The 12,960-nt window shown below is 44.9% G+C and carries 9 protein-coding genes; 4 read left to right on the forward strand and 5 right to left on the reverse strand.

Features of this window, described 5'->3' with window-relative positions; translation table 11 throughout:
• Positions 1-17 precede the first annotated feature (17 nt).
• On the forward strand, positions 18-2,591 hold the full coding sequence (luxQ, locus tag AC6I8U_RS24930) for a quorum-sensing autoinducer 2 sensor kinase/phosphatase LuxQ (RefSeq protein WP_498018927.1): 2,574 nt from the start codon (positions 18-20) through the stop codon (positions 2,589-2,591).
• A gap of 76 nt (positions 2,592-2,667) precedes the next feature.
• On the opposite strand, the gene AC6I8U_RS24935 is transcribed toward luxQ, so the two are convergent.
• The 5 genes from AC6I8U_RS24935 to AC6I8U_RS24955 all read right to left on the reverse strand — a co-directional run bounded on the left by AC6I8U_RS24935 (position 2,668) and on the right by AC6I8U_RS24955 (position 9,032).
• The gene (locus tag AC6I8U_RS24935) at positions 2,668-3,927 is read right to left on the reverse strand and encodes a hydroxymethylglutaryl-CoA reductase (protein WP_498018928.1); all 1,260 of its coding nucleotides are present in this window, start codon (positions 3,925-3,927) and stop codon (positions 2,668-2,670) included.
• Between the two features lie 160 nt (positions 3,928-4,087).
• The gene (locus tag AC6I8U_RS24940) at positions 4,088-4,249 is read right to left on the reverse strand and encodes a hypothetical protein (protein ID WP_234496816.1); all 162 of its coding nucleotides are present in this window, start codon (positions 4,247-4,249) and stop codon (positions 4,088-4,090) included.
• Positions 4,250-4,448: 199 nt separating this feature from the next.
• Entirely contained in the window at positions 4,449-6,626 is a 2,178-nt protein-coding gene (gene yccS, locus AC6I8U_RS24945; RefSeq protein ID WP_498018929.1) for a YccS family putative transporter, read from the reverse strand.
• A 396-nt stretch (positions 6,627-7,022) separates the two neighbouring features.
• The gene (ylqF, locus tag AC6I8U_RS24950) at positions 7,023-7,961 is read right to left on the reverse strand and encodes a ribosome biogenesis GTPase YlqF (RefSeq protein ID WP_498018930.1); all 939 of its coding nucleotides are present in this window, start codon (positions 7,959-7,961) and stop codon (positions 7,023-7,025) included.
• 171 nt (positions 7,962-8,132) lie between these two features.
• Positions 8,133-9,032, reverse strand: coding sequence for a LysR substrate-binding domain-containing protein (locus AC6I8U_RS24955; protein WP_498018931.1), 900 nt, complete (start codon positions 9,030-9,032; stop codon positions 8,133-8,135).
• 110 nt (positions 9,033-9,142) lie between these two features.
• On the opposite strand from AC6I8U_RS24955, the gene AC6I8U_RS24960 reads away from it, so the two are divergent.
• The 3 genes from AC6I8U_RS24960 to AC6I8U_RS24970 all read left to right on the forward strand — a co-directional run bounded on the left by AC6I8U_RS24960 (position 9,143) and on the right by AC6I8U_RS24970 (position 12,852).
• Positions 9,143-10,084, forward strand: a complete 942-nt coding sequence (locus tag AC6I8U_RS24960) for a DMT family transporter (RefSeq protein ID WP_498018932.1) — start codon at positions 9,143-9,145, stop codon at positions 10,082-10,084.
• Positions 10,085-10,199: 115 nt separating this feature from the next.
• Entirely contained in the window at positions 10,200-12,344 is a 2,145-nt protein-coding gene (locus tag AC6I8U_RS24965; RefSeq protein ID WP_498018933.1) for an LruC domain-containing protein, read from the forward strand.
• A gap of 10 nt (positions 12,345-12,354) precedes the next feature.
• Positions 12,355-12,852, forward strand: a complete 498-nt coding sequence (locus AC6I8U_RS24970) for a hypothetical protein (protein WP_252017180.1) — start codon at positions 12,355-12,357, stop codon at positions 12,850-12,852.
• The last annotated feature ends 108 nt before the right edge of the window (positions 12,853-12,960 follow it).

Raw genomic sequence — 12,960 nt, forward strand, 5'->3', positions numbered from 1 at the left:
CGACTCGATAGATTGTTATGCCTTTAACTGACTTTAACAACAGGAAAACTCTAGCAACCTTAATTACTCGAACTGTAATTTGGGTGGTTGGTCTGTTTACAATAGGGATGCTGGTGCAAAGCTGGTACCTAAGTCGCGATATAGTGAGAGAAGAAGTCCAAAGAAGCTCTCGTCAAACGAGCGCTCTCGTAGTGAACTACTTCAATTATCGCTTAGCGACATTGCAAATTTTACAAGACAGTAATGCGAAAAGTGATGCGGTAGAGAACTTCTTCCAATCGCGTGATGCTCAGTCGCTTGACTATTTTTTTCTTCGTGAAGATAACTTGCAGCCAACCCATACACCGGACTTTAGATACATCACTACCAACTCAAACATTGTGTGGGACGACGGCAATGCGTTGTTTTACGGGCTTGAAGAAAACAGCTTATCAGCAATGAATGTTGCAGCCAGTAAAACCAATAGCTGGACGACGGTTTCTACCGATTCTCAGTTGGGAGAGCGGCATATTTTACTTCGTCGTACACCGATTGTTGATAGAAGCTCCGGAGAAGTGTTTGGTCATCTGTCTGCTGGCGTCATTTTAGACGACAATGCAGGCCTGCTTACAAGCCTCTTGAGGGGTAGTAATAGTGATGATGTTGTACTGAAGTTCGGAGCTGACATTATTGCCTCTTCAATCTCCTCCGATGATAATTACACTGCGGAATCAGCGTTGGAGGGGATTGAAAATGGTAAGATGGATTTGAATAAAATCTTGGTGACAGAAACCCCTTTATTCATCGGCAGCCAGCCTTCAGACATCACTGTTTACTCTATACAACGCAACCCAGGTGTCTTGGCGCTGCGTAATAGTTATCTATTTTCTATCTTGCTATCCGTTGTCGTCATTGCAGTAGCATCAGTAGCCACTAGGCGTTGGTTAAATCGTAAAGTCACCAAAGAGCTTGCTAAGCTCATGGTGTATACAAAGATTGCTGGGGATACACAGAAGTTTGAGCGATTCAGTGGTTCTGCAATACATGAGTTTAACCACATAGGAAAAACGCTTAGCCAAACGTTTGAGCGGCTTTCAGAACAAGAAAAGCTGTTCCAAGATTTGTTTAACTTCTCTTTATCGCCAATCATCGTTTGGACTGAAGATTCAACGATACTCCAAATTAACCCTGCTGCGAGAAAAGCACTAGGAATACAGCCTGGGTCAGACCGTGATCATGGGTCATCGTTTACAACATTTGTTGAAGCGATGGAACAACATGTAATTAAAGCCAATCATGGCGTAACCATTACCGGTATAGACGTACCCATTGATGATATGGTTTATCGCTGGAACCTGTCGTCAATTCAGACTCGCAAAGACAAAAAGCTCGTACTGTCGCAAGGCCAGGATATTACCAAGCTTGTTGAAGCGGAGAAACAAAGTGCCAAGGCCAGAGTGGAAGCTGAACGCGCTGCTGTTGCCCGTACCGAGTTTATGGCAAAAATGAGCCATGAGATAAGAACGCCACTTAACGGCATCTTAGGTATTTCTCAACTTCTAAAGAAAGAGGCGAAGGAAACTCGATATCAAGAGCAGATCGACGTTTTGTGTAACAGTGGTGAGCATCTGCTTGCCGTGCTTAACGACATACTTGATTTCTCAAAGATAGAAAATGGTAGCTTTAAGCTAGAAAAACATAACTTTAGCTTCAAAGAAGTTGCTAACGCTTTGGATGGCATCTATCGACCACTCTGTGACGAAAAAAGCATTGAACTCGTTATCGACAATCAGTTGCCACAAGAAACAGTGTTGTTCACCGACCAAGTCCGCCTTAATCAGATACTATTCAACCTAGTGAGCAACGCCATTAAATTCACTCACAAAGGAGAGGTCAAAGTCTCTTTCCTACTATCTCATCAACGTTCAGAGGAAACGGCTGAGCTTCATATACAAGTGGAAGATACGGGTATTGGGATCCGTAGTAATCAACTCGAACAAATATTCGACCCGTTTGTTCAATCAGAATCTACTCTAACCAGAGAGTACGGTGGCAGTGGCTTGGGGTTAGCAATCGTTCGAAATCTCGTCACGATATTGGACGGCGACATCCAAATACAGAGTGAAGTCGGAGAGGGGACACAGTTTAAGATAAATCTGCCGATAGACATCGTAGAGGAATCAGAACAGACGATCGCTGAAGAGACAGAAATTGACTTCGATTTGTTTAATCGCGAGTTAATGGTGTTATTGGTAGAGGACAACCACACGAACGCGTTCATTGCAAAAGCCTTCTGTGAAAAGTACGGAATGCGGGTTATGTGGGCGAAAGATGGGCAAGAAGCTCTCGATTACATAGACCAAATGAGCTTTGATCTAGTGCTTATGGATAATCAACTGCCTTCGGTTTCGGGAATCGAAATTACTAAGAAGATACGCCAAGATATCGATAAGTCGTTACCTATTTATGCCTGTACTGCCGACAATCAAACATCAACCCGTCAGGCGTTTTTTGCCGCAGGCGCTGATTTTGTGATAGTAAAACCGATCAAAGAGAAGTCATTGAACGAAGCTCTTAAACATTTCCAACAATTTCACTATCGCGCAGCATAATCGATTGTCCTAGAGGCGAAGTCGAGAGACAAAAAAAGAGGGCGCATCAGCGCCCTCAGGTTTGTTCGACAAACAATTATCTAGCCAACTTATGATGCGCTCTTGAAAAGTGACCTGCACAGAACGCACCGACAATGGACAGCTCTCCGGCTAAACAAAGTCCGGCAGCGACTTCGGCAAGTGCTTGAGATTTTCCTGAGCCATATAGGCCAAGCAGTTCTAAGCAGGCTTTCTGACTTGGTAACCCTGTGCCTCCACCAACCGTGCCGACCATCAAGTTTGGTAGCGTCACGCTGGCATAAAGTTCGCCTTTAGCAGTGACCTCCATTCGAGTCATACCTATGGCGGACTCAGCGACACACGCAGCGTCTTGACCGCAAGCAATGTAGAGTGCGGCGAGAGCATTTGCATAGTGAGCATTGATACCGATGGTACCGCTTAACGCGCCACCGACTGTGGTCATCTGTCCAAACTGCGCCATTTTCTCTGGAGTGGTATGCAGATACTTCTCAACGAGTTCGGCTGGAATAGTGACCTCAGCGGTCACTTTTTTACCGCGGACACTTCTTAAGGTTTGGGAGTTTGCCTTTTTGTCTCCCGAGAGGTTTCCGTCAAGAAATGCATAGTCGGGTTCGATTGGCGTGTGCTCTAAGATGTAGTTGAATACGACATTGGTTGCGATAGTCACCATGTTTTGACCAGAAGCATCGCCAGTCAGGTATTCGAAGACTAAGTAAACATGATTACCTTCGATGTTCACACTCACATCACTCAGTTTTCCATGTGAGGTGGTTGATTCTGCTAACTGCTTAAAATGGTCGAATTGAGTCACTAGCCAAGCGACAAACTGACCGGCTTCTACTAGCGATTTGAACGCGAAACCAGGGGTTCGCGTTACCCCTTCGTTAAGCAGCATTGCACTTGTACCGCCCGCGGCAGTAATAAGGTTTGCTCCACGGTTATATGATGCAACAAGGGCTGCCTCCGTTGTGGCAAGGGGTACTTGATAGTCACCTTGGGCAAAGAGACCGTTGATTCTGAGCGGTCCTGCGGTTCCGATAGGCATCTTTAAAGTGCCAATGAAGAACTCGATATTTTTCTCGTAAGCTTCCATTTGAGCTTCTGTGTGTGGATCGAGAAGCTGTGCTTGTGCGCTAGGGTTATTCAGAGTCTTCCAACGATAATCGATGTTACGTTGATTCAGATAAGGGCTGCGATTGACGCGCTTCGCTGGAGAATCAAACTTGGGCGCTAACTTGATTTCGAACTCAGACATATCGAGTTCGGTCCCTAAGTTGTTTAGGTAGTCACGCTTGTGAAGGTTTACTTTAGGCATGTCGATCTTAGTCAATCAATTTGAAGGGGGATTCTACCCGCATAGCACAGAGATACAAGGCGTGGCTTTAAAGTTCTGTGACATCTTATTACAGACGTGTAGATTTTGAACCGATTACTGTACAGGGAGGGAATAGGTGAATATCGGTCATTGCGAGTGATTAACGAAACAATTGAGACAGTGCGGAGAGCTCTTCTTCACTAAGCAAGCTATCAGAGCTTGGTTGAAGCTTACTAGAAATCTCACCCTGCAGCATTTTAAGTTGCTGAGGAGATAGTTGCTTTAGTTGCTCTCGAAGTTTCTCAAATTGTTGTGTTGGCATGGAATCACCGTAAATACGCATCATGGTTAATATAATGTAAAGCGGTTAGAGTTCCTTTCGTTCATCAATGATGAATCGCTATTTGGGTATTCTATAAATTAATAGTGTGATTTTTGTCCGAGGATTGTAAGAGAGCGTTAATCACTCTGTAAGAAAAGTCATGCTGACGCAAAGATTCACGTCAGCAAAATCTGAAGAGCTAGCTTTCGGTCGCTTTGTCTTCTAGTGCATTTGTCTGCTTGAGACTTGACGATAGGGTCTGAAATTCAGGCAACATTCGATAAATTAGATGTAACTGTTGCAATACCATGCGCGCAGAACGATCGTCTTCGTCGCGCCATTCGGAGAGACGTCGATGGATATCAAACTGGTCAACCGTTGTATGAGTGATGTCTTCTAAATTGTCGCCTAGATTTGCTTCAATCACTTCAATATGTTGATTGATACTTCGATGAGCCTCTAGGACAAGCAGGTGTATAGACTCGTCTTCTAGTCTTTGACGATGTGCACCTAGCGCAGAGATGTAACTAAGCAGGGCGTGGTTTAACGTTAAGAATCGAAAGCATTCGTCAGCAGGTAGTTGATACCTATCTGGCTCTGCAAGCATATTCGAAATCGCTTTAGATAAATTAGCATCCGCGTTGTGAGCGTCGCGCCTTGCAATTCTATAGGCCAGGTCGTCTTTTTTACCCACGCGATATTGACCAATAATCTGCATAAGGTAGAGACGATTGGTTTTCAAGGCGTTGGTCATGATCTTTGAGATACGTTTAGACTCCCAGTCGGGCAGGATAAAGTACACCGCACATACAGCCAAAGCGCAGCCAATGAGAGTGTCCATCAACCTTGGTAAAACCACCGCATAACCCTCTCCTAGCTGATCAAAACAGAGTAGGACCAGTACGGTGATAAAGCCTGTAGCGTATCCATAGTTATTGATCCTAAAAGCAAAGAACATCACACCGGAGATCACTAATAGCACCAGTTGGCTTTCTGTCGATGGGAACAGGGTCAGTAGCGGTACGCCAACCAACAGCCCCACAATTGTACCCGCAATACGAGCTGTAAGCTTTTTGCGAGTCGCACTGTAGTTGGGTTGGCAGACAAAAAGGGTAGTGAGAAGTATCCAATAGCCTCTTTCCAAGTCGAAGAACTGGATAACTCCATATCCGAGCGTGAGTGCGCAAGCCAATCGAATAGCATGCCTGAGTAACATAGAATCAAGAGAAAAGGCTGACTTAACACGGCGCCACATCGCAAGTGGGGTATGGGCATTAGTGTCATCTAGTACACTGTCATCATGAGAAATGATGTCAGGATTGTTGACGTTACTCAGAAGCTTTTCAACTGTTGCTAGGTTATTAAATAGATACTGAATTTGAAGTAACAGAGGTTTCCATTCTTCAACATTTTGCTGTTGCAGATACTCAATAGAATCTTGAAGCTCTACAAGTGCAACCAATGAATCATTGCTATGGGAATATTCATTACCAAGCTTTAAAGCCAATGCGATCTCTTTACACGCTTTTGACTGCATCTCTAATAGGTGTTTAAAACGAAATAACACATCAGAGTGAGAAAATTGTGTCGCTAATTCTTGATAGCGATAGTGGCTTGAACTTACGCGTTCGTGAATGTCTTGTGCGATAAAATAGACCTGTAAGAAGCGGTCACTAGGTCCGTCTACATGCCCGCGCTTAGAGCGATTCAGTAAAGTCGTTTTGCATTCATTCAAAGCAAACACAGTGCACGCGTTCAAACTCGCTTCTTTTAGTCGGTGTGGCTGGGGAATTAGGTCTCGAGTAGGATGAAAGAGATTTCGTTTAGCATCCAAGTAGAGACTCAACTCGTTAAACACATTAGAGAGACTTTGTTGTACCGGCTGCAAAGGCCACACACTGTTCCACATGATTGACACTAAGTAGTACCAAGATGCACCACCGAGTAAAAGCGCGGGTTGCATCCAAAGGTTGGTACTCTCATGTGCGCCAAGCATGGTGTAGATCGCGACGAGCAAAGACCCAAAAGCAATGCTGGTGTATCGAGGGCCGATTGCGCCAAGAAGCACGAATACTAACGTCGAAAGGAAAAGTCCGATCGCGAATAGCCAAGGTGTATCAAAGAGTAGTTCTATTGAGAACGAAGCGATAGCAAAGCAAATTAAGGTGATGACTAGTGCTTTAATCCGCCCTGTGAAACTTTCATCACTTTCTGCAAGAGCCGCTGCTATGACACCTAAGATTAAAGGTGTTACCCAGGTTTGCTGGTCCAAATACCAAGCAGGAATGACCACCCCAAGTAATGCAAAAAGTATAAGAACGCTGTAGTTAAATGTTTTGTTGGCCCATTGAAGGCGAAGTTGACCAAGAATGCTCACAATTGACACTGTGTAGGTGAAAAGAATGACTATCTTAACAGAAACTTAGTCAGTTTGAATGTTGGGATTGTTTGAACCCTAGTTAAAGTGATGTGCTTATCTGGTGTTCACCAAAGCTGTTAGCTGGCGCCTCAGTGCTTAAGTTCTATGAGATCTCTCTATAGATGCTAAATTGCAAAGTTTAATGAAATTGAGTTCAATGCTTTTCTAATTTTTGGTCGCGAATCGTATAGGCGCGTCAGGTGTTTTAGTATTTATCACATTGATCGAGGTACTTTTTGAGTGAAGTCTCTACATGAACTTACGCGCTGGAATCTCAGAAAGAAGGGAAAGGGACTGAGTGAAGTTGGCCAGTGCGAACACTCAGTCTTTCGTACTGGCCTGAACAGTTAGTTCTTAGCGTTTGTTCTTCAGGTAACGCTTACGGCGCTCTTCTTTCTTCTTCGCTTTCTCTTCTGCTTTGCGCGTCGCTTCGATTTCTACTTCTACTAGCTCTTTAGTGATCATTTCAGGCAGTTCTAATGTCAGTTGACCTAGTGTTCCGTTGCGAAGTTCATGTAATAGGATTTCAGAGGCTTTATGTAGGTTAACTCGTCCACCCGATTGCAGAGCACCTCGCTTGCGACCAATCAACTCCATGATCTCCAGATCAGACTCAGGGAGTTCTTCGTCGATTTGGTAGCGCTCTTTTAAACGCTCAGGATAGACTGCCGCTAAATACTCCACCGTATAAAACGCTACTTCGTCATACTCAATAGCGGTATCCTTTACTGCGCCTGTCGCCGCTAGGCGGAAGCCACTGTGTGGGTTTTCCACTTTAGGCCACAGGATCCCTGGAGTATCGGAAAGTACAATGCCATTTTGTAAATTAATGCGTTGCTGACGACGAGTTACTGCTGGCTGGTTGCCCGTAACCGCAATTGTGCGACCTGCAAGTGTGTTGATGATCGTGGACTTGCCTACGTTTGGAATGCCCATAATCATGGTGCGAATATTTTTACCAATCTCTTCACGGTGAGGCGCGAGTTTACGACACAGATCGAGGATCTTGTTTACCTCTTGCGGGTTTGAGGTCGTGATCGCCATCGCTTTTACACCTTGCTCTTTCTCTAGGTGTTCAATCCATAATTCAGTTTTTTCAGGATCCGCCAAGTCTCGTTTGTTCAATACCTTCACTACGGGTTTATCACCACGAAGCTCGGAAATCATTGGGTTTTCACTGCTAAAAGGGATACGTGCGTCGAGAACTTCAATGATGACGTCAACTTGTGGGATGACTTCTTCGATCTCTTTACGCGCTTTGTGCATGTGACCTGGAAACCATTGGATAGACATGAGTGAAAACCTTTAACTTAGAATTTTGTGCACATTGTATGAGCTTGGCTCAGATAGTAAAGCCCAGCAGGCATTTAATTACAGGCGTATGTCTAGAAATTACCCGCATGAACCTGCACCTAAAGAAAGTATAGGTAACGGCGCGTATTGACAAAGCGCTTAAACACACGGCTATGTCTGCACACTAAACTCCTTCTTAAGCCATCGTCTCAGTGCGAGTGTGCTCTCCAGCTTTAACCGTTCAGGTAGACAAGCAAAGTGATATTCCTGATGAGGGTTGACGACCGGACTGCCAATCTCGATTAAAAACTGGTTTTCAACTTCGTCTTTAATAAATAATCTATGTGTCACCAGCAACCCCAAGCTTCTTATTGCGGCGTGAATGGCTTGTACTGACGCGTTGAATTTGAGTGTTCCATGTTTACTAGGTGAAGAAATGTTATGGGCTTTACACCATAAGTCCCAATCGTGTTTTCGTCTATCGTTCGTCACCCAGATACTTGGGTATCGCTCTAAAAGTCCTTCTACGTCTTCCTTTGGATGAGATTTGGCTATTGAGGGACTACACACCATAACTAACTCATCGTCTCCAAGCTTTTCACTGTAATAATCACTCCAATCATCGATGTTGCCATGGACTATGGCGACATCGACCCCCTCACGCTCTAAGTCGAACGGACCAATTAAGTTAGAAATTCGAACATCTAACGATGGAATTTCTTTTTGTAAGTCTTCGACACGGGGAATCCACCAGTGAAGCGCTAATGAGTTAACCATGTTAATCGTCAGGCGCTCGTCGTTATGCTTGTTAAGAAGCGCCTCGCTTGCTCTCACGATTTGCTCTAACGCGGGGCCAACATCTCTGTAGTAGTTCTTTCCTTCTTTTGTGAGTTCGACGCGCCGGCCTACGCGATGGAACAGCTTAGTGTTGAGTTGAGATTCTAAACTTTTAATGCTCTGACTAACGGCTGAGTGGCTCACGAACAAGTGCTCTGCGGCTAAAGTCATGCTACCTAGCTCTGCGACGGCAACAAAAGAATAAAGAGACTTTAATGCAACGTGTTGCTTCATAGTATTAATCTGTTAGTAAAACTTACATTAAGCTTAACTAAAACTCGTTATTTTTCAGAGAAAAGTATCACTATAATGCGATTATGATTTGAATTTTTCGAGATGTATCAATGAAAGCGAGCCAGTCAACCATTGCTTTGAGCTATATGCTGTCCTCAACACTGAGTTTGTCCGTAACTGGTTTGATAACTGGGTATCTAGCGAATTATTTTGTTGCTGTCGATCTTGCTCTGATTCGATTCTTAGTTCCTGCCGTTATTCTGTTTGTTATCCTTACAATAACGGGTTTGCGATTACCTCCCACATCGATGCGTAAAGTGTTAGCGATACGCGCGTTTAGCATCGCAGCTTGTCAGTTGTGCTTTATCTATGCGTTGGGGAAACTGTCACTAATCGAAAGTGTTGTGTTATTTGGTACTGGTCCTCTGTTTATCGCACTGTTCGAGAAGTGCCTATACAACATTGAGCTTACTGCTCGGACTACCACGGCATTGCTGTTTACGTTTATTGGGGTGATTTTCCTGGCTGGCGACCCCTCAGGTTTCACTTTCAAGCCCGAACTCTTTATTGGGTTATTGTCAGGAGTGTTCAATGCAGGTTCACAGTTGAGTCTACATCGAGCATCAAAAGGAGAGATGTCGGGAGTTGAAAACAACGCGTGGACGTTCTTAATCGCGGGTATCTTCTTAATACCTTTTGCTGTGATATTTCATAAGGCCATAGGTGTTGATTACGGTATCGGAGACATATCAACCATTATGTATGCCGGCATTGCAGTATTAACAGTGATGATCATCAACACTCAGGTATGTAGATATAAAGCTTACAAGAGTGCAGCAACCAACACACAAGTTGCTCCACTGATCTATACCAATTTAGTGTTTACCGCGATGTTCCAGTTTACTCTGTTTGACACAACATTTACTTTGAGTCAGTTAGCTGGCATCGCACTGATCATTTTAGGAAATAGCATTCCTTCTATATTCCCATTGCTTAAGCTGAGATATTTTTCTCACAACCAGAAAACTCAACCTCAAAACGCGCCAAATTGATTCTCATAATGAAAAATGAAACCTGGTTCAGAATAAGTAATTGAATTTAAACGCTTAAATAGTTGGCACGTGTTTTGTACCTTCAGTCTCAAGCCATCAGCAAAGGGACAAACTCATGGTACTAGCACACAAATACAGATCACTAACAATACTTGGGAGCGGGTTAGCAGCATCGCTGTTAGGCTTCGAGAGTCACGCGACTGCGTTCGATACTTGCCCTAGCAAAGCTTATCTTTTCCAGGCAAACCCGGTAAAAGTGTACGGCGTCAACTTGGTGACAGGCTCAACGAGCTTGTTGCAAGGCGATACGGGGCTCAACGCAAATATCAACGGGGTAGGTTTCGACTTTGATGGCCGATACATCTACGGCTACGATACCACGAACAAACGTATTGTTCGCTTGGGTAAGGACTTTCAAGCAGAAATACTGAATACTTCCGGACTTCCCACAGACCATACGTTTTACGTGGGCGATGTATATGAAAGTGTGTATTACCTTTACCGCAAAGGGAAAGGTCTATTTACCATTGATCTAACTCCACTTGAATCGGACTCGAGCGCGGTACTTGCGGTAAATCGAGTCACTACACGCGCAGTGGTTAACCTAACAGACTTCGCGTTTCATCCTAGTGACGGCAAACTGTATGGTATCGACAACAATTCGGGTGCTCTGTATTCGTTTGATGCGAGTACGGGGCAAGAAACCTACATCGGTGACACAGGTGAGACAGGGACCTTCGGTGCGGGGTATTTTGACGTCGATGGCTACTATTATGTTGCTCGCAACCAAGATGGTCAGATATACCGTATTGATTTGTCCGAGGGTAACGCTACAAACATAGCCAACGGTGTGGTTCCTGCCGTGAAGTTCGCCGATGGTCCTAACTCTAGCCAAAACGATGGCGCTCGCTGTGCAAACGCACCTCTTATCGATGAAGACTCTAACATCGACTTCGGTGACGCGCCTACTACCTACCAAACAAAACTCGCCGATAATGGCCCTCGACATGAGTTGGATGGCTCAACATGGCTAGGTGATTCAGCACCTGATGGCGACCAAGACGGCAGAGCTAATAATCTCGCCGATGACGAGACTGGGATTGATGACGAAGATGGTGTTGGCTTCGTGACGGCTATCGAACCAGGTCTGGATAGCATCGTCCGCGTAAATGCGTCAACCTCGGGATATTTATCCGCTTGGTTCGACTGGAACCAAGATGGCGACTTTGCGGATGATGGCGAGCAGGTATTTGCAGACCAACTACTCGACGCAGGTAACAACGATCTTATCTTTACAGTTAATGCAGCCGCATTTATCGGTACTACTTGGAGTCGATTCCGCTTCAGTCAACAAACAGGTCTAGATTACTTTGGTGGTTCTACTTCTGGCGAAGTTGAAGATCATGAAGTAGCAGTCACAGGTGAAGGGTTGTCTGTGCGTTACTACCCAAGTGCGACAGATTATGCCACGGTCGCTTATGAAGATAACTGGCCTTACACAGCAGATTACGACATGAATGACGTCGTTGTTAGCTACCGAATCACGGAGATCCTACGAGACGACAATGTTGTTAAATCGAAAATCGAAGGTCATCTTGGAGCCGTTGGTGCTTCTTACCATAACGGCTTTGCTATTCGTCTGAAAGGTTTGAATAGAACGGATGTTGACACAGCAACAACTCGTCTCATCAAGAATGACGTTCAAGCAGAGAGTAGTGGTTTAGAAGCCATTTCGAATGAGGCAATCTTTATCATCAGCGAAGACACATCCGAGTACAAACTTGGAAGTTGTGAGTTCCACAGAACCCTGTTGTCTTGTGCGAAGGAAGACGTACAGCTCAACTTTACTCTTCATGTCAACATCGTCGACGGTACGGACACCACTTCTCTTATGGCCATGCCTTACGACCCGTTCATCTTTGCTACGCCAGGTTACTACCATGGTGAAGGTTATTTCCAACCGGGCAGAAAGTGGGAAGTGCACCTACCTAACTACGAACCGACAGAGCAGTTTGACGCCGATATGTTTAGTGGTTTAGGCCGAGATGTCAGTAATGCGGCAACAGGTACCTACTTCAAGACAGCGGAAAACTTACCGTGGGCTCTACTAGTCAATGACCAATGGCAGTGGCCGACAGAGAATACGGATTTGATAGAGGCGTACCCAGAATATGCAACGTATGCCGAATCTAGTGGTGAACAATCGCAAAACTGGTTCGAATCGCAATTCGCCACCCCAGGCAAATGTTATATCCCATAGGAGACGCGTCATGAAAGCACTAACAGTAACATCAATTATTTCTCTAGGTTTAGTCGTTGGCTGTGGCGGTGGCGGCGGCGGTGATGGTGGCTCCGGTGGTAGTGTTGCGGCAGAGACTCCGCCGGCTGTAGCACCTGCACCGGAACCTACACCAGCGCCTGCGCCAACACCAGTTTCAGTAGCTCGAACAATGGAGGATTTATCAATACCAGATAGCTTTGATTATCAACCGATAGAGGAATATTCACTAACAATCGATGCTTCTAGCGATGTAAGTGGAAGAGCTTTTGTCACTGTATATACCGAGTTCGAAGAGCTTGCCTCGGGCGAAGTTGAGCCTAAGTATGAAAGTAAAGTGGCGTCACAAGCACTGACTTCTGGTAAAGCGAAGCTATCTTTCAACGCAGCTGAACATGTCGGTACCTTTTTAGTGGAAATATGGACGTATGATGGTAACGATCCAGTGAAAAAGCAGATATCTGCAACAAGCTCAACGTTGACCTGGTAGCTGCCAAAGACGTAATCCTATTTGCTGTGTGAAAAAAGCCCTGCCATCGCGGGGCTTTCTATGGCTTGTACCGACTCAAGCAAGTACAATGCGAGAAAAGTCACATGT

It is taken from the genome of Vibrio sp. KUL80 (genome assembly GCF_059725495.1).